The sequence below is a fragment of the Trueperella bernardiae genome (genome assembly GCF_030246965.1).
In the GTDB taxonomy this organism is placed as follows: domain Bacteria; phylum Actinomycetota; class Actinomycetes; order Actinomycetales; family Actinomycetaceae; genus Trueperella; species Trueperella bernardiae.
In genome coordinates this window covers 892,484-910,404 of sequence record NZ_CP127099.1, presented here as the reverse complement: position 1 = coordinate 910,404, position 17,921 = coordinate 892,484, and the positions used below count along the sequence as shown (strand labels likewise).

The window sequence follows — 17,921 nt, the reverse complement described above, 5'->3', positions numbered from 1 at the left end:
CCCTATCGTATTCTGGAACGACTCCAGTAACAACGAAGGTAAGGCGGCCCTAGTGTAGGTAAACCTAAACGAAGCCCTGCTAAACGAGCCCCACGAGCTCCTTCGCCAGCTCGGCCACATCTCGCCGTGTTGTATCATACATGCGGTCCGCGACGGCATCGTAGACCTCGTCCCGAGCGCCCAGCATAAGCCGGAACTCCTTGCGCGGCATGACCAGAGTGGCCGAGCGCTGGCCGATGAGCCCGTTGCGAGTGACGAGCGTGGACAGGTCGGCCGTCAGCTTGACCACCGTGCCCACACGCAGGCGCTCGCGGACAGGCACGTGCTCGGGGTCATCCAGCGAGTCCCCCAGCGCGTCCGAGGGGATAGCCAGCGCCCAGCGGCCGGCCGGGTCGGAGTCGACGTCGTCAAGGAAGTCGGACAGCGCCTCGGCAACGAGCACCTTGCGCTGCTCCGGGGCGAGCAGTACGTAGAAGTCCTCGAGCGAGTAGCCGTGCGCGGCCGCGACCGCGGCGTCGACGTCGGCGGCCGTGAAGCCGAGCTTGGCGAGCTCGCCCACGACGGCGGACTTGCCCGTGCCCGGGGCACCGATGAGGAAGATCGCACTCACAGGCCCACCTCCGCAAAGGCGACGTCCAGCTGCTCGGGCGTGGGGGTGAGGATCTCGGGCACGCCAAGTTCGCGCAGGACGACGAAGCGGAGCTGGCCGCCGCGCACCTTCTTGTCCGAGGACATTATCGCGAGCAACTCCTCGCGGCTCGCGCCCGCGTACGTGGTGGGCAACTTGAGTGCGGCGAGGATCTTGCGGTGATGCTCGGCCAGGCCCGCGGGCCCCACCCCGGCGGCCTCGGCAAGGGCTGCGGCAAACACGCAACCGATTGCCACCGCCTCGCCGTGACGCACCCGGTAATCGGAGGAGGCCTCGATCGCGTGGGCCAGCGTGTGGCCGTAATTAAGGAACTCGCGCTGGCCGGACTCGCGCAGGTCGTCCGAGACGATGTCGGCCTTGACCTGGACACTGCGGGCGATGAGCTCGAAAAGCTTCGCCTCGGCGTCGCCGGCCTCAATAATGCTGAGGATCTCGGTGTCGGCGATCATGCCACACTTGGCCACCTCACCCATGCCAGCGCGCAGTTCACCGGCGTCGAGCGTGGCGAGCGTATCAACATCGCAAAAGACGCCGAGCGGCGGGTGGAACGCGCCCACCAGGTTCTTGCCGTGGGCGGAGTTGATACCCGTCTTGCCGCCCACGGCGGCGTCCACCATGCCCAGCAGCGTGGTGGGCACCTGGATGACGGCCACGCCCCGCAGCCACGTGGCGGCGAGGAAGCCTCCCAGGTCGGTGGTCGCTCCCCCGCCCACCGCGATGACCACGCCGTCGCGCCCAAGGTGGGCATCCCCGGCGGCGTGCCAGCCGCGCTCGAGGACCTCGGCCGTCTTCGCCTCCTCGCCTCGCGGAATGATGAAAGCCGAGGACGGGATGTCGGAGATCGTCAGCTCGGTGATGATCGGCTCGGCATACCGCGACACGTCCTCGCCGTAAACGACCAGCGCCCGCGACTTCGTGGTCGCAAGCTTGACCACGTCCGAGGCGAGCGCGTGCCCGATCACCACCTCGTAGTCCTGACCCGCAACGGCAATGCGCCTGTGGGGAGCCTCCAAGTAATTCACCACCTCATCAACGACGCGGGCCACCGGGCGCGCGTCAGACAAAACAACGTAATTGGCGACGCTATGGTAGAGCGTCGAGCGATGGCGGCGCAGGTTCTTGATCTGGCCCGCCGGATCCTTGCGCAGCAGCGGGCGCACGGTCCGCGAACGGCTCACCCGCCGGGTCAGCTCCTCGTCGGTGGCCTCGATGAGGACGACGTGCTGGTCGGCCAGCAAGCGGCGCGTACGCTCGTGGAGCACGGCCCCGCCGCCGAGCGCGAGGATGCCCTCGAACTCGTGGCTGGCCCACTCAATCGCGTCGGCCTCGATCTCGCGGAACGCGGCCTCCCCCTCGGACTCAAAGATCGAGGGCACGGAGCGACCGGTGCGCTCGGCGATGAGCTCGTCCGAATCGCGAAATTCGAGGCCGAGCGCGGCGGCGACCCGCCTGCCTACAGTCGACTTGCCCGCCCCGGGCATCCCGATGAAGATCGCGCGAGGTCCCATTACCTTCGAACCTCGTCGATCGAGGTCCACCACGAATCCAGGTTGCGCCGGATCTCGGCCAGCGAGTCCCCGCCGAACTTCTCCACGAGCGCCTCGGCGAGCACGAGCGCCACCATCGCCTCCGCAATCACGGCCCCGGGCACCACGGCCGTGGTGTCGGAGCGCTGGTGGAGGGCCGTGGCCACCTCGCCCGTGGCGGTGTCGATCGTGCGCAGCGCGCGCGGCACTGTCGAGATCGGCTTGTAGGCCACGCGGGCCACGATCGGCTCGCCGTTCGACATGCCGCCCTCAATGCCGCCGGCCCGGTTTGTCAGCCGCGCCAGGTGCCCGGCCTCGCGGACAATCTCGTCATGCGCGGCCGACCCGCGCCGGCGGGCCGTCTCAAAGCCGTCGCCGATCTCCACGCCCTTCACCGCCTGGATCGACATGAGCGCGCCGGCCAGCCGCGCGTCCAGGCGATCCTGCCCGCGCACGTGCGTGCCCAGCCCTTGAGGCACGCCCCAGCCCACCACTTCGACGACGCCGCCCAGCGTGTCCGCGTCCTTCTTCGCCGCGTCCACCTCGGCACGGAAGGCGGCGGCCAGTTCGGGATCCAGCTGGCGCACGTCGCACTCGTCGAGCGTGGCGGTATCCTCCGGCGTGGGGAGCGTGAGGTCCGAACCGCGCACGGAGCCGACCTCCACCACATGAGAGACGATCTCAACGCCCGCCGCCTGGCGCAGCAGCTGCTTTGCCAGCTCGCCGAGCGCCACCCGGGCCGCCGTCTCGCGGGCCGAGGCCCGCTCGAGAACGGGGCGTGCCGAGTCGAAGCCGTACTTGTTCATCCCCACGAGGTCAGCGTGCCCCGGGCGCGGCCGGGTGAGCGGCTTGTTCCGGGAGACCTCCCGTTCGTCGCCCGTACCGGCGTCGATAAGGAGGGCCTCAGGCGGGACCGGGTCGGCGCTCATCACCGTGGACCACTTGAGCCACTCCGAGTTGCCGATCTCAAGCGCGATGGGCGAGCCAAGCGCCTCGCCGTGGCGGATCCCGGACAGGATCGTCAGCTCATCCTGCTCGAATTTCTGCCTGCTGCCACGCCCGTAGCCGAGCCGTCGCCGCCACAGCGCGTGCTTGATGTCCTCACTGGTCACGCGCACGCCCGCCGGCATACCCTCGAAGAGGGCCACCAGTGCCGGGCCATGGGACTCACCTGCCGTACTCCACCGAATCATGCCCCCTATTGTGCCATCTTGCGCCGCCCGGTGCCCGGGGCGCTCACGCGATGGCAAACGTAAGGAAGGACCCAGCCACGAGCCAAGGTCCGAGCGCGTGGCGGGAGCGCAGCGTCACGCGAGCAAACAGCGAGCGGGCGAGCACGTAGAGCACGTGCAGAACGAAGCTGGCGCAGATCATGTACAAGGCGCCGAGCGGGTTCCAGATCGAATTGAACAGGCTGAGCGCCACGATGAGCCGCGCGTCCCCCATGCCCATGAGCCGCCCGCGCGAAAAGACCGACACCGCGAACATCGGCACCGCCACCGCCGCGCCGACCGCCAGGCCCCGCCACGGCGCTCCCGCCGCCACGAAGGCTAGGACGGCGATCGCGCCCGCCAGGTGCGTCCAGTTCTTCAGCAACACGTGGTGACGGGCGTCGATCACAGCGTTGATGGCCAGCGGCGGGTAGAACAGCGCGGCGCAGACGGCCGGCAGCCACCACTGCCCCTGCCAGGCCCAGGCAAGCCCTGCCGTCCAGGCGGAGGCGAGCGCGCTCGCCACCACCACGAGCGCGGCCTGGCGGTTCGTCATGGAATCGTAAAGGAGCGGATGCATGCCCTCAGGCTAGCGATTCGCGCACTTCAGCCGCGAAGTTCTCCACAGGCCCGGCGCCGCTGGTATCCCGCCCTTGATTACAGGGCGAGGATCTCGGCCTGCTCAACGTTCTTGCCCGTCAGCACCCGGATTTGGTCCTGTCGCTGGCGCGCTGTGACCTCCGCTGCACCGATCACCCGGCAGTCTGCTTCCGCCCACACACCGGCCAGGTCCACCACCACGCGCGGAGCCACCTCGGGCCGCTCAGCCACTGTCTGGACCAGCAGGTCGATCTCGTCCGCAAGCGCTGCGGGCCGCACGAGCTCGACGTCGACGTTCATCTTGTGCGCGGCGCTCACTGCCACTCCAGGGGCATCCGCCGCGATGAGGACCTGGTAGCGGTGCTGGACGAGGGCCGCCACCGAGCATGCCGCCGCCGCGCCCGAGCCCACGATGACTGCCCGGCGCGTGCCGCCGCCGGAATGCACTCCGAGATGGGCATCGAGCGTCCGCCCGAGCGCGCCCGGCAGCGCGGCGAAGCCCACCGCCATCCGGGAGGCGCCCATCGGCTGGAAGGCGAGCGTGTCGATCGCGCCCACGCGGGACGCGAGTCCGTCCACGACGTCGCACTCCTCCCTCAAGTCAGGGGCGGCGTCGATCTCGAAGGCGAAGCCGGCGCCGGGAAAGTCGAGGTTGACGGCGCCGAGCTCGGCCACCTCACCGGCAAGCCGAAACGGTGCCGGGTCGAGCCCGATTACCCCGATCAATTGTCGCTCTCGGACTGGGCGGCATCCGGGTGATCGGATACCCACTGGCGGAGCTCTTCGACATTGGCGTTGTGCTCATCGAGGCTGGAGGCGAACTTCGTCTCGCCCGTATCCAGGTTGACGGTCACGAAGTAGAGCCAATCCCCCGCCGGCGGGTTCGCCGAGGCCTCGATGACCTCGATGGACGGGTTGGAGATCGCGGTGGGCGGAAGGCCCGCGTGGAGGTAGGTGTTGTACGGGTTGTCGTGCGCAAGGTCCTCGCGGCTGGGCACGCCGCCGGACTTGCCCACGCCATACAGCACGGTCGAATCCATCTGGAGCCTGCCATTCACCTGGCCCGAATCGTTCAAGCGGTTCTCGATGACGCGGGCCACCTGGGCGTAGTAGTCCGGCCAATTGACCTCGCGCTCCACGATCGAGGCCACGATGATCGTACGCGCCCACTTCTCCTGCGGGATCCCCGAGGAGCGCAACTCACTCACGCGCTTGGACACCATCGTGGACAGCGCTTCCTTCGCCGTCGTATCCGGGGCGAACGAGTAGGTGACTGGCGAGAGCCAGCCCTCCACGTTGCCGTTCGCCTCCGCGGTCAGACCCAGCCCCTCGGGGTCGGCCAGCGCGGCCTCGATCTCCGCCGCGTCGTAGCCCATGACGTTGACCAGGCGGTCCGTCACCTGCTGGAGGGTAAAGCCCTCCGGGATCGTCACGTTCAGCTCGGCCCGCGAACCCGGGTCGAGCAGGCTGGCAAGCGCCGCCACCGCCGACATCTTCGACTTCATCCGGTACGAGCCAGCCTGGATCGACGACGCACGGCGATCGGCCTGGAACGCGTCTACAAACGCGCGCTCGGAGGCGACGACGTCGGCCTCCACGAGGATCGCGGCAATATCCCGGCCGGTCGAGCCCTCGGGAATGGTCACGATGACCTCACCACTCCCCTCGCCCTCGTAGTCTTGGGCGCTCGGCCGATCAAGCGATAGCAGCGACTGCACGTGCGGCAGAGCCACAACGGCCGACATGACAAGCAGAACAACCGCGACGAACGTGACCACGGCCGTGCGCAGGCCCCGCTTGCGCCGCTGCGTGGCGCGCAAACCCGCCTTATTCTTACCCTGCGAATCAGGGAGTTTCTCAAAAAGCTGTGACACGTTATTCCTCCGCAGTCTGCACCAGCTCCGGTACACGACCGCTCATGCGTTCCTGTTCCAGCGCGTTTTCCAAAATGATAACCGCTGCCGCCTGATCCACAACACGCCGATGGGTGATCTCCTTACGCCCGGCCTCGTGCAACTGGCGGTGCGCCTGCACCGTGCTCAGCCGCTCGTCCAGCATCCGCACCGCCACCGGCGCGATCCGCCGCGAGAGCCGGCGCGCCCACGAGCGCGCCTTCTTCGCCGATGCACCCTCCGTACCGTCCATGTTGAGCGGCAGGCCCACGATCACTTCGAGCGCGTCGGCCTCGCGGACCATCTTCGCCACCGCGTCGACGTCGCCCTTGCCGCTACGCAGCGTGGTCACGGGCGTGGCGAGGATGCCCGCCGAGTCGCTTCGGGCGACGCCGATGCGCGCGGCACCGACGTCGACCCCGAATCGAACACCTACCCTCACGGCCTAGCCGATCTGACCGAAGATGGCGCTGAGCGCTTCCTTGATCTTGGCCGGATCCTGGCCGCCGCCCTGCGCCATGTCGTCCTTTCCGCCGCCTCCTCCTCCGAGGATCTTCGCGGCAACCGACACGAGCTTGCCGGCCTTGATGCCGTGCTCGCGCGCGGCCTGGTTCGTGGCGATGACCACCGACGGGCGGCCCTTCGACACCGAGGTCAGCGCGACGACGGCGGGCGCCTCGCCCAGGCGCTCGCGGATCTGGGCGGCGAGCTGGCGCACCTGGTTTGGATCGGCGTCCGTGCCGAAATCGTGGATGACGGCGTTGACACCATTCGCCTGCCGGCGCTGTTCGATGAGCGCGGCGAGGCCGGCGGTCAGCTTCTCGGTGCGCAGAGTCTCCAGGTCCTTCTCCGCCTTGCGTAGCTTGGCCATGAGCGACTCGATGTGCTCGGGCAACTCCTCGGGGCGCACGCGCGTCATCGAGCTGAGCTGGCTCACGAGCGCGCGTTCCTTGGCGCCCTCGGCGTAGGCCCCGCGACCTACCAGCGCCTCCACGCGGCGCACGCCCGAACCGATCGAGGACTCGCCCAGGATGGAGACCAGGCCGATCTCGCCCGTGTCGCCCACGTGGGTGCCGGCGCACAGCTCGCGCGACCAGTCTCCCCCGATCGAGACGACCCGGACCTCCTTGCCGTACTTCTCCCCGAAGAGCGCCATCGCGCCGAGCGTCTTGGCCTCATCCAGGCTCATGATCTGGTCTGTGACCGCGAGGTTGTCCTGCAGCTTGCTGTTGACCTCGGCCTCAATCGCCGACAGGTCGGAAGCCGAAACCTGCGAGCCGTGACGGAAGTCGAAACGCATCCGCGAGGGCGCGTTCTCCGAACCAGCCTGGGTGGCCTCCGGGCCGAGCACCTCGCGCAGCACCTCGTGCACCATGTGCGTGGAGGTGTGAGCGCGGGCGATCTGCTCGCGGCGGTCGACGTCGATCTGACAGTAGACGGCGTCGTCAAGCGCCACCGAGCCCTCGGTGAGGCTGGCGCGGTGGACGAACAAGCCCTTGATCGGCATCTGCACGTCGCCCACTTCGAGCAGTCCGCCGCCCGCCACCGAGATCGTGCCGTGGTCAGCCAGCTGGCCGCCCTGCTCGGCCCAGAACGGGGTCTGGTCGAGCACGACATCGACCTGGGCCGGCGCCTCGGCAAACGGCACAGGCTGGCCGTCCTTGAGAATGGCCACTACCTTCGCCTCGGCGGCGTAGTCCGTGTAGCCGAGGAAGCGGGTTGCACCCCCGGACTCCTCCTCGATCTTGTGGTAAACCGAGGCGTCCACGTGGCCGGTCTTCTTCGCCAGCGCGTCAGCGCGGGCGCGGTCCTTCTGCTCCTGCATGAGGGCGCGGAAGCCCTCCTCGTTGACCTCGACCCCGGCCTCGTGGGCCATCTCGAGCGTGAGGTCGATCGGGAAGCCGTAGGTGTCGTGGAGAGTAAAGGCCGTCTGGCCCGGAAGCTCAGCGCTGTCGGCCTTCGCCTGGCGCACCGCCTCATTGAAAATCTGGGTGCCCGATTCGAGCGTGCGGCGGAAGGCCTCCTCCTCACCGTAGGCGATCTGGGAGATGCGCGCGAAGTCACGCTCCAGCTCCGGGTAGGACTCCTTCATCACGTTCATCGACGCCGGCAGGAGGGTGGGCAGCGCCATCCCCTCGAACCCGAGCAGACGCACCGAGCGCACCGCGCGGCGGATGAGGCGGCGAAGCACGTAGCCGCGCCCGTCGTTACCTGGGCGGACGCCGTCGCCGATCAGCATGAGCGCGGAACGGACGTGGTCGGCCACGATGCGCATCCGCACGTCATCTTCCTCATCCGCGCCGTACTTCTTACCCGTCAGCTCCTCGGTGGCGGCGATGACGGGGTAGACCTCGTCGATCTCGTACATGTTCTTCTTGCCCTGGAGCAGGTAGGCGATGCGCTCCAGGCCCGCGCCCGTGTCGATCGCGGTCTGGTCGAGCTTGCCGAGCAGCGGGTAGTCGTTGCCCGTGCCCTCACCGCGCATGAACTCGTCGAACACGAGGTTCCAGATCTCCAGGTAGCGGTCGCCGCCCGGGTCAACGTTGCCGCCCACGGCCTCCGGGCCGAAGTCCGGGCCGCGGTCGTAATGGATCTCGGCGCATCCACCCGCCGGGCCAGGCTGGCCCGTGGACCAGAAGATCTCCTCACGCGGGAGGCGCACCACGTGCTTAGGATCGAGGCCCACCACCTGCGTCAGGTGGTTGTAGGACACCTCGTCCTCCTCCCAGATCGTCACCCACAGGCGGTCCTTCTCCAGGCCATAGCCGCCGTCGTCGACAGGCGTGGTCAGCAAACCGAAGGCGAGGTCGATCGCGCCTTCCTTAAAGTAATCGCCGAAGGAAAAGTTGCCGCACATCTGGAAGAACGTGCCGTGGCGGGTGGTGCGGCCCACGTTGTCGATGTCATTCGTGCGGATGCACTTCTGGACCGAGGCCACGCGCGGGAAGGGTGCCTCCTCCGTGCCAACGATGTACGGGATAAACGGCACCATGCCGGCGATCGTGAAGAGGATGGACGGATCCGGGGACACGAGTGGAACCGACTCGGCGATCTCGTGGTCGTGCTTGGCGAAGTAGTCGAGCCAGCGGCGACGAATCTCAGAAGTACGCATTGAACTCCCATCTCAAAGCGCGTGAGCACATTGGTAGCGTTACAACAACAGAAAAATCTAAAGCTTCTTGGGACCGAAGGCGTCGCGCACCTTCTCCGCCCCCTTGCGCGCGGCGAGGAAGGGCGCGCCAACGGTGGAGGTGACCAAGGTGGTCATCGCCGAGATGTCCTCGGAGGTGCGGGCGGCCGCCTCGGTGATCGCGTCAAGCTTCTTCACCTGCAGGTTGGTTTCGGCCACGGTCTGGGCCGCCTCATCAATCGCCGGGAGGGTGTGCTCAGTGAGCTCCCGCAGCGATTCGGTCATCCGATCGAGCACATCGCACAGCTTGCGCAACGGCTTAATCGAGAAATACACGAGTACGAGGAAACCGAGGGCCGCCAGCACGCCGGCGATCTGTCCAAGAGTAATGTCTGCCATGGGGCTAGCTTATCTGGAAATGACAACGCGCCACGGCTGACCGCGGCGCGTTGTCCAGATAGCTTATCGCGAGTAGTGCTCGACGACCATCTGCACGTCACACGTGACCGGAACCTCGGCACGCTTCGGGCGGCGCACCAGCTCGGCACGGAGCTTGGTCAGGTCAACCGAGAGGTACTCGGGGACGGCGGGCAGGACGTCGGCATGCTGGCCCTGGGCCGCCACCATGAACTGCGGGGAGGCCTGCGAGCGCGGCTTGATCTGGATGACCTGGCCGGGCTTGACGCGGAACGACGGGCGGTCCACGAGCTTGCCGTCCACGAGGACGTGGCGGTGGACGACCACCTGGCGGGCCTGGGCGATCGTGCGGGCGAAGCCGGCGCGTAGCACGAGGGCGTCGAGGCGCATCTCGAGGAGCTCGACCAGGTTCTCACCGGCCATGCCCTCCATGCGGCGGGCCTCATCCCAGATCTTACGAAGCTGGGCCTCGCGGATGCCGTACTGTGCGCGCAGGCGCTGCTTCTCCTTCAGACGAATCGAGTAGTCGGATTCCTTGACGCGGCCGCGGCCGTGCTCGCCCGGACGGTACGGGCGGCGCTGCATGAGGCGCTCCGCCTTCGGGGTGAGGGCAATACCAAGGGCGCGCGACTGACGCACCGACTTACGGGAACGGTTTCCAGCCATAAATATCTCTCCTGTCTACTCATGGCGTGCAATGCACGGGACCAACAACAAACGGCTAAGGCCCCAGGATGGACTCCGCGTGGGAGTGTTACTTCAACGGAAGCAACCGTGACATGGTAGCACTACTTACCCCGCAAAATCGCCTGGATCCGCTCCAGCCGGGACGTGATATTGGCCTCGTAACCACGATTCAGGGGCTCGTAGTAAACGGTGCCCACCAGCTCGTCGGGCAGGTACTGCTGGGCGGCCACGCCGTCCGGCACGTCGTGCGGGTAAACGTAGGGGATGTTGCGGCCCGTGGACTGCGCCGCAACCTTCGAGGCCTTGACCGACTGGTCGCGCAGGTGGACGGGCACCGCGCCGATCTTGCCCGCCCGCACGTCAGCGATCGCCTTGTTGATCGCCAGGTAGGCGCGGTTGGATTTCGGTGCGGTGGCGAGGTGGACCACCGCCTCGGCCAGGATGATGCGTGCTTCCGGCATGCCCACGAGCGCCACGGACTGCGCCGCGGCCGTGGCCGTCTGCAACGCCGACGGGTCTGCCATCCCCACGTCCTCAGCCGCGGAGATCATGAGGCGTCGGGCCACGAAGCGCGGGTCCTCCCCCGCCTCGAGCATGCGCGCCAGGTAGTGGATGGCCGCGTCCACGTCCGATCCGCGGATCGACTTGATGAAGGCCGAGATCACATCATAGTGCTGGTCGCCGCCGCGATCGTAACGCACGGCGTAGACGTCAACCGCCGCTTCGACGTCGGCAAGCGTGAGGTGGTCCCCCACCACGGCGGCCTCGAGGATGGTGAGCGAGCGCCGCCCGTCGTTGCCGGCGAGCCGGACGATCTCGGCCACCGCCTCATCCTCAGCCCGTACCTTGCCACCGTACCCGCGCTCGTCGGTCAGCGCGCGGCGCACGAGGGTCTCGATGTCGGCGTCGGTAAGCGGGTGGAGGGTAAGCAGGAGTGAACGCGAGAGCAGCGGGGAGATGACGGAAAACGAGGGGTTTTCGGTGGTGGCGCCGATAAGGATCACCCAGCCGTTTTCCACCGCCGGCAGCAGCGCGTCCTGCTGGGTCTTGGAAAAGCGGTGGACCTCGTCCACAAACAGGACCGTGTCGGTGCCGTCGGTGACCAGGTGGTCGCGCGCCTCGGCGATGACGGCGCGCACTTCCTTCACGCCGGCCGAGACGGCCGAGATCTCCACGAAACGACGATTGCCCTGGCGCGCCACGAGGTAGGCCAAGGTGGTCTTGCCGATTCCGGGAGGGCCCCACAAGAACACCGAGCTGGGCGCGCCCCCGCGGTCCGGTTCGATCAGCCGACGCAACGGCTGGCCCGGCCCGAGCAGGTGGCTTTGGCCCACCACCTCATCGATCGTGCGCGGACGCATGCGCACGGCAAGCGGCGCGGAGGTATCGGCCGGAGTACCGTCCTCGCTCATCGATTGGGAGTCAAACAGATCCATTCCTTCAGCATATCTCCCGCCTCCGACAAACTTGCGCACGCCCGAGCGCGGACGGCGAACTCGAGTGACTGGCGCGGGCGAAGATTGGCATAATAGAGGCACATGGGAAGGTGAGATTATGTTTGATCGGATCGGCCACGCCATCGCGCGCAGACCACACTTCTTCGTCCTCGGTTGGGTCCTTCTCCTGGTCCTCGGCGCCACCTCGGCGCTGTGGGGATTCGGCCAGGGCAACCTGTTCGCGCGGATGCAGTCGTCGGAGTCAATGGTGCCGAATACCGAATCCGACATCGTCATTCAGAAAACGAACGCGGACACGGCCCCCGATTCCTCCGTTATCGTGGTCCAGGGCGTCGACGCCGCCGACGTCTCCACGCAGATCGCCGACTTCCGCGAGCAGCTGACCTCCATTTCCGGTGTCACCGACGTCGTCGACCCCCTCTCGGTTGAGGAACAGTTCACCGAGGGCATCCAGAGGGCCACCGACGACGCCGTCGCCCAGGCCCTCGAGCAGAACCAGGCCACGATCGACCGCGCGGTTCAGCAGGCCCTTGCCCAGGCCGAGCCGCAGATCCAGCAGGCCGTGGACGGGGCGGTGGCCCAGTTCTCCCAGCAGTACCCAGGCGCGCCCACCGACGAGGTGGCCGCCCAGACCCGCGCGCAGGCGAGCGCCCAGGTGGAGCAACAGGCCAGGGAGACCGCCACCGCCCAGATAGAGCAAGGTGCGCGGCAGGCCGTGGCCGAGGAGATGGCGAAGCAGGACAACCCGGCCGACGCCCTGCGCAAGGACGGCGGCTTCGTGGTGAGCGTGGAGGCCGCGGAGGATTCCTCCCCCACCGACGACGTGCTCGCCGCCACCGCCACCTTCGAAAAAGAGATCCAGAAGGTCAACCCGGACGCGCACGCCGACGTCAGCTCCTCGGCCGTTTTCGAGAGCGCGATCATGGAGGTGGTCAAGTCTGACCTCATCACCGGCGAGGCGGTGGGCCTGCCGATCGCGCTCTTCCTCCTCGTGGTCGTCTTCGGCGGCCTGATCGCCGCCGGCATGCCACTCATCGGCGCACTGACCTCGATCGCCACGGGCATGGGGTTGCTGTGGGTGCTGACCCACGTCACGAACGTCGATTCTTTCGTACTCAACATCATCTCCGTGATCGGCATGGCCCTCTCGATCGACTACGGCCTGCTCATCGTCTCCCGCTACCGCGAGGAGGTCACCGAGCAGCTCGAGCGGCGCGGGCTTGACCCGCACGCGCTTCCCGACGATGTCTCGGGAGTGGTCACGGACGCCGTCGCCGCCACGGTGGCCACGGCCGGCCGCACCGTCTCCTTCTCCGCCCTCACCATCGCCTTCGCGATCTCCGGCCTGGCCGTCATGGAGGCGCCTATGCTGAAGATGATCGCGATCGGAGGCATCATCGTCACCATCCTCGCGGTCTCCACGGCCGTGCTCATGGTGCCAGCCATGATTACGTTGCTCGGCCGCCGGCTCGTGCGCCCCTCGTGGCTCTCGGGCGTGCCCGTCTTCCGCACGATCGTGAAGAAGGTGGGCGACACGGCCTCCGACGAGGGCACCTTCTCGCGCCTGGCGAAGTGGGTCCACCGCCGTCCGTGGCCGATCCTCATCACGGTCACCGCAATCCTCGTGCTCATGGTGATGCCGGTTCGCGACCTCACGATGCGCTCGAACTTCATGGAATATATCCCCGAGCACACGAGCGCCGCCCGCGCCTACGACGGCATGCAGGACTACGAGATCCTCGCCGCCCCCTCCATCACCGTCATCGCCGACACGAGCCCGGACGACGCCGCCAACCTTATCGATCGCATCGAGCAGATCGACGGGGTGGACTGGGTGGCCCCCGCCGAAGCGATGAACGATGGCGAAACCCTCATCAAGTTCCATATGGACGCTCCCGACCAGGTGGGCCCCGAGGTCACCAACGCGGTCAAGGAGCTGCGCGCCTACGACGCCGGCTACGACACGTACGTCGGAGGCGCGGCCGCCCTCCAGCTCGACTTCACGAACTCGATCAAGGACGGCGCGCCCATCGCGGTGACGATCGTGGCGATCGCGGTGCTCATCTTGCTCTTCCTCATGACCGGCTCGGTCATCGCACCGATCAAGGCCCTTGTCATCAACACGCTCTCACTGTTTGCCGGCATGGGCGCCACGGTCTTCGTCTTCGAGCACGGCCTGCTGGGCCTGCCGCAGTCGGTGGGCCTGGAGACCTTCGTGGTCGCCGCCTCCATCGCCTTCGGCCTGGGCCTGGCCATGGATTACGAGGTCTTCCTCATCGCCCGTATCAAGGAATACTGGGACGCGGGTCACGACAACGACACGGCGGTTGAGATGGGCCTGCAGCGCTCCGGGCGCATCATCACCTCGGCTGCCGCGATCATCGTGGCCGTGTTTGTCGGCTTTATCTTCGGCGACATGCTGGCGATCAAACAGGTGGGCGTGGCGCTGGCAATGATTGTCATCATCGACGCCTCCCTCGTGCGCATGCTCCTCGTGCCGGCCACCATGACGCTACTCGGCAAGTGGAACTGGTGGGCGCCCGCGCCGCTGAAGAAGGTCTACGAGAAGTTCAAGATCGTCCACTGAGGTCGATCTTGGACAGCTCCGTGGGCGTGGCGCAGTAGACGGCGCCGTTTTGCCAGCAGCTGGCCTCGATCACGCGCTCGCCGGTAACGATGTCGAATGTCGCCACCACCGATCCCGAGCCGGTGCCCGCCACGGACACGTAGGGGTAGTCGAGCACGGAGAGCTGGAGGGTTTCGGGCCGGATCGCATCGAAGCGGAGCATCTGCCCGCCCACGATCAGCGCCTCGACGTCGGCGTAGCCGGGGGCCACGGAGTCGGTAAGGGCCTGCTCGAAACCGACCACTCGGGCGTCGTCGAACACAAAGGCGCGGGAGGTATCGAGTGCGTTGGCCTCCTCCACGATCTGCTCGAGCGTGGCGAGCGTCCACCGCGGGCTGAGGTTCATCGTCAGCGCGGGCGTGGCCTCGAGGCGCGCGGTCTCGTTGCCGTCCAAGTCGAAAAGCGTGAGCACGGTCGGCTCGACGTCGCTGACGGTGATCTGCCCGGCCTCGACGACGACGAAGCCGTCGGCCAGCGGTCGTGCGATCGAGGCGATTCCAGCGGGGTTGAGCCACGGGGAGTCGGCGTCGAGCACGCCCACGTCGAGGAGGCGCTGGAGGGGCTCGGGATAGGAATCGGCGCGCTCGACAGGCGTGCCGTCCGGCAAATAAGAAGTACGCCCCTCGTAGCGAGCGAGCACTTCCCCGCCGAGCTGGTCGATCGGGGCGTCGGCGTCGGCCTCGATGAGCACGACGCCGTCCGCGTCGCCGCGCGCGTAGTAGGCCTTGTCCCCCGCCTGGGCGATGAAGGCTAGGTCGGGCCGGGCGACCGCCTGCCCGTCGCGGCCTACGAAGATCTGGGTGCCGGCCACGCACATCGCGCCCGCGCCGGCAGCAACGCACGATTCGGCCTCGTCGGCGAGCGTCACGCTCCACAGCTGCGTGCCGGAGGTGTCGTAGCCCTCAATGGCCTGCCCGCGGGGGATGACGACGACGTCGCCCAGGTCGGCGAACTGCACGTTGTACAGCCCGCCCACGGGGATCGACCACAGGGCGTCCGCGCCGCCGACCGAGCAGCCGGCAAGCGCGAGGACCACCGCGAGCCCGAGGGGGCTGCGCATCAGCCGAGCGCTCACGTGCCCCTCAGTTCTTCAAACGGCTCGGCGCGCCCGGAGATAATCGCACCGTCGTGGGTGATGCCGAGCCGGGTATAGAGCCGCATCGCGCCCTCGTTCCAGGCCCACACGCCAAACCGAATGAACGCACCGCGTTCGAGGGCGGCATTGACGGCTCCCACCATCGTCGCTCCCCCATACCCGTTACCCCGGTAGTCGGGGACGGTGCCAAGCCCGTGGAAACCTATCCCCTCCCCGACCTTCTCTGCGCCCATGACGGTGGCGATATTGCCATCGGGGGCGCGCAGGAAGAACCAGTCGAGGTGGTCAAGCTCGCCCACGGCGTCGGAAATCGGGTTGGAGGCAAGCAGGGCGGCGCGAATCTCCTCGCGCACGCCGTCCATCTGGGCGCTGCCCGCAGCACAAAACTCCACGCGATCGCAGTGCTCCACCGGCGCGAGGGGGCGGTCGGCCCAGAAGAAGTCCCAGGCGTGCCCCCAGTTCGGGCCGAAGTGCTCGCGCAGGGGCTCGTCGAGCGCGCCGTAGACCTCGCGGTTGATCATTGTGCGCGCAGGAATAACCCCGCGGCCTGCGAGGTCGGTCAGGGCCGGGATGGCCGACCCGGGCTCACCGTACGCGATGAGCGTGGGGCCGGCCTCCCCGCCAAGTAGCACCAGGCCGAGGCCGGGAGATTCCTCGCGTTCGAGGACCTCCCCGCCCCAAGCGTTCAGGCGCCAAAAAGCCGCTGACGCTCCGAGCATCTACTCGGCGTCGGCCTTCTCGGCCTCGCCCTTGTCGGCGTCCTTCTTGGCCTTGGGCTTGGCGTCCACACCGGCCTCCTTGCGCTGCTGCACGGTGATCGGCGCCGGGGCATCCGTGAGCGGGTCCCAGCCGTTGCCGATCTTGGGGAAGGCAATGACGTCGCGAATCGACTTCGCGCCCACGAGCAGAGAGACGATGCGGTCCCAGCCGAAGGCGATGCCGCCGTGCGGCGGGGCACCGTACTTGAAGGCTTCGAGCAGGAAGCCGAACTGCTTGTTCGCGGTCTCCTCGTCGATGCCCATGACGTTGAACACGCGCTCCTGGACGTCGGCGCGGTGGATACGGATCGAGCCGCCGCCGATTTCGTTGCCATTGCACACGATGTCGTAGGCGTAGGCCAGGGCATTGCCCGGGTCCTGGTCGAAGGAGTCGAGCCACTCGGGCTTGGGCGAGGTGAAGGCGTGGTGGACCGCCGTCCACTTGCCGCCACCAACAGCGACGTCGCCCTCCGCCTCGGCGTCGGCGGTGGGCTTGAACAGCGGCGCGTCGACCACCCACACGAACGCCCAGGCGTTGTCGTCGATGAGGCCGCAGCGCTTGCCGATCTCGAGGCGGGCGGCCCCGAGCAGGTCGCGCGAGGCGGCCGGCTTGCCGGCGGCGAAGAAGATGCAATCGCCTGGCTTGGCGCCGGTGGCCTCGGCCAGGCCCTCGCGCTCGGCGTCGGAAATGTTCTTCGACACCGGACCGCCCAGGGTCCCGTCCTCGGAGATGGTGACGTAGGCCAGGCCCTTGGCGCCGCGCGCCTTCGCCCACTCCTGCCACTTGTCGAACGTGCGGCGCGGCTGGGAGGCGCCACCGGGCATGACGACTGCGCCCACGTATTCGTTTTGGAATACGCGGAACGGGGTGTCCTTGAAGTACTCGGTGAGGTCCACGAGCTCCTGGCCAAAGCGCAAGTCCGGCTTGTCAGAACCGAAGCGTTCCATGGCCTCCTTGTACGGCATGCGCGGGATCGGCGTCGTGAGATCGTAGCCAATCAGCGCCCAGATCTCCTTGAGCACGTCCTCAGCCACCGCGATGACGTCGTCCTGGTTGACGAACGACATCTCGACGTCGAGCTGGGTGAACTCGGGCTGGCGGTCAGCGCGGAAGTCTTCGTCACGGTAGCAGCGGGCGATCTGGTAGTAGCGCTCCATGCCGGCCACCATGAGCAGCTGCTTGAACAGCTGGGGCGACTGCGGCAGGGCGTACCACGAGCCCGGCGCGAGGCGGGCCGGCACGATGAAGTCGCGCGCGCCCTCGGGCGTGGAGCGCGTCAGGGTCGGGGTCTCGATCTCCACGAAGTCGTGGCCGTCCAGCACGCGGCGGGCAGCCTGGGAGACCTTCGCGCGCAGACGGATGGCCTTCTGCTCATACGAGCGGCGCAGGTCGAGGTAGCGGAACTTCAGGCGGGTCTCCTCGTTAACAGAGCCCGCGTCCTCGGCGTGATCCGAGATCTGGAACGGGAGCGGCGCGGAGGGGTTGAGGATCTCGACCTCGATGGCCTCCACCTCGACGTCACCCGTGGCGAGGTTCGCGTTCGCGTTGCCCTCGGGGCGCTCCATGACGGTGCCGGTCACCTTGACCACGAACTCGGAGCGCAGCTCGTGTGCGACCTCCTCGCGGACCGTGACCTGGGCGATTCCAGAGGCGTCACGCAGATCAAGGAAGGCGATCCCTCCGTGGTCACGACGCCGATCGATCCAGCCCGCCAGAGTGACGGTGCTGCCGATGTCTTCTTTTCGCAGGGATCCTGCCATCCGGGTACGAATCACGTATACCTCTTTCAATTGTGGTCTCACCCGCGAGACGGGCGGGTGATGTCCTCCCGCGAGACGGGCGGGGAACACGTGGAAAACTCTACGCCGAAG

At 67.5% G+C, this 17,921-nt stretch carries 15 protein-coding genes; 1 reads left to right on the top strand and 14 read right to left on the bottom strand.

Annotated elements, in window-relative coordinates; genetic code table 11:
* Nucleotides 1-79 precede the first annotated feature (79 nt).
* From QPC17_RS04210 to QPC17_RS04160, 11 genes are all read right to left on the bottom strand, one after another.
* Nucleotides 80-610, bottom strand: coding sequence for a nucleoside/nucleotide kinase family protein (locus QPC17_RS04210; protein WP_101923463.1), 531 nt, complete (start codon nt 608-610; stop codon nt 80-82).
* On the bottom strand, nt 607-2,157 hold the full coding sequence (gene aroB / locus QPC17_RS04205; RefSeq protein WP_062612434.1) for a 3-dehydroquinate synthase: 1,551 nt from the start codon (nt 2,155-2,157) through the stop codon (nt 607-609). The genes QPC17_RS04210 and aroB overlap by 4 nt, the downstream gene beginning before the upstream one ends.
* On the bottom strand, nt 2,157-3,368 hold the full coding sequence (gene aroC / locus QPC17_RS04200; RefSeq protein ID WP_068538315.1) for a chorismate synthase: 1,212 nt from the start codon (nt 3,366-3,368) through the stop codon (nt 2,157-2,159). The genes aroB and aroC overlap by 1 nt, the downstream gene beginning before the upstream one ends.
* A 43-nt stretch (nt 3,369-3,411) precedes the next feature.
* Nucleotides 3,412-3,966, bottom strand: coding sequence for a prepilin peptidase (locus QPC17_RS04195; protein ID WP_062612430.1), 555 nt, complete (start codon nt 3,964-3,966; stop codon nt 3,412-3,414).
* 77 nt (nt 3,967-4,043) lie between these two features.
* The gene (locus QPC17_RS04190; RefSeq protein ID WP_068538317.1) at nt 4,044-4,712 is read right to left on the bottom strand and encodes a hypothetical protein; all 669 of its coding nucleotides are present in this window, start codon (nt 4,710-4,712) and stop codon (nt 4,044-4,046) included.
* The gene (gene mltG, locus QPC17_RS04185; RefSeq protein WP_101923461.1) at nt 4,709-5,860 is read right to left on the bottom strand and encodes an endolytic transglycosylase MltG; all 1,152 of its coding nucleotides are present in this window, start codon (nt 5,858-5,860) and stop codon (nt 4,709-4,711) included. The genes QPC17_RS04190 and mltG overlap by 4 nt, the downstream gene beginning before the upstream one ends.
* A 1-nt stretch (nt 5,861) precedes the next feature.
* The gene (gene ruvX, locus QPC17_RS04180) at nt 5,862-6,320 is read right to left on the bottom strand and encodes a Holliday junction resolvase RuvX (protein WP_062612426.1); all 459 of its coding nucleotides are present in this window, start codon (nt 6,318-6,320) and stop codon (nt 5,862-5,864) included.
* Nucleotides 6,321-6,323: 3 nt separating this feature from the next.
* Nucleotides 6,324-8,990 (bottom strand): alanine--tRNA ligase, encoded by a 2,667-nt coding sequence (gene alaS, locus QPC17_RS04175; RefSeq protein WP_285347503.1) that lies wholly within the window; start codon nt 8,988-8,990, stop codon nt 6,324-6,326.
* A gap of 57 nt (nt 8,991-9,047) precedes the next feature.
* Nucleotides 9,048-9,407 carry a DUF948 domain-containing protein gene (locus tag QPC17_RS04170; RefSeq protein WP_062612422.1) on the bottom strand — a complete coding sequence of 120 codons (360 nt, stop codon included), beginning with the start codon at nt 9,405-9,407 and terminating at the stop codon, nt 9,048-9,050.
* A gap of 63 nt (nt 9,408-9,470) precedes the next feature.
* The gene (gene rpsD / locus QPC17_RS04165; protein WP_062612421.1) at nt 9,471-10,091 is read right to left on the bottom strand and encodes a 30S ribosomal protein S4; all 621 of its coding nucleotides are present in this window, start codon (nt 10,089-10,091) and stop codon (nt 9,471-9,473) included.
* Between the two features lie 122 nt (nt 10,092-10,213).
* Nucleotides 10,214-11,548: a replication-associated recombination protein A gene (locus tag QPC17_RS04160; RefSeq protein WP_285347502.1), complete on the bottom strand. Its 1,335-nt coding sequence runs from the start codon at nt 11,546-11,548 to the stop codon at nt 10,214-10,216.
* Between the two features lie 118 nt (nt 11,549-11,666).
* On the opposite strand from QPC17_RS04160, the gene QPC17_RS04155 reads away from it, so the two are divergent.
* On the top strand, nt 11,667-14,156 hold the full coding sequence (locus QPC17_RS04155; RefSeq protein WP_062612417.1) for an MMPL family transporter: 2,490 nt from the start codon (nt 11,667-11,669) through the stop codon (nt 14,154-14,156).
* On the opposite strand, the gene QPC17_RS04150 is transcribed toward QPC17_RS04155, so the two are convergent.
* Genes QPC17_RS04150 through aspS form a run of 3 tightly spaced genes read right to left on the bottom strand, consistent with a single transcriptional unit; the run spans nt 14,140 to nt 17,825 of the window.
* Complete coding sequence (locus QPC17_RS04150) at nt 14,140-15,270, bottom strand: hypothetical protein (protein ID WP_143601926.1); 1,131 nt, start codon at nt 15,268-15,270, stop codon at nt 14,140-14,142. The two genes, QPC17_RS04155 and QPC17_RS04150, sit on opposite strands and share 17 nt — an antisense overlap.
* Complete coding sequence (locus tag QPC17_RS04145; RefSeq protein WP_062612413.1) at nt 15,267-16,010, bottom strand: GNAT family N-acetyltransferase; 744 nt, start codon at nt 16,008-16,010, stop codon at nt 15,267-15,269. The genes QPC17_RS04150 and QPC17_RS04145 overlap by 4 nt, the downstream gene beginning before the upstream one ends.
* The gene (gene aspS / locus QPC17_RS04140) at nt 16,011-17,825 is read right to left on the bottom strand and encodes an aspartate--tRNA ligase (protein ID WP_062612412.1); all 1,815 of its coding nucleotides are present in this window, start codon (nt 17,823-17,825) and stop codon (nt 16,011-16,013) included.
* Between the last annotated feature and the right edge of the window lie 96 nt (nt 17,826-17,921).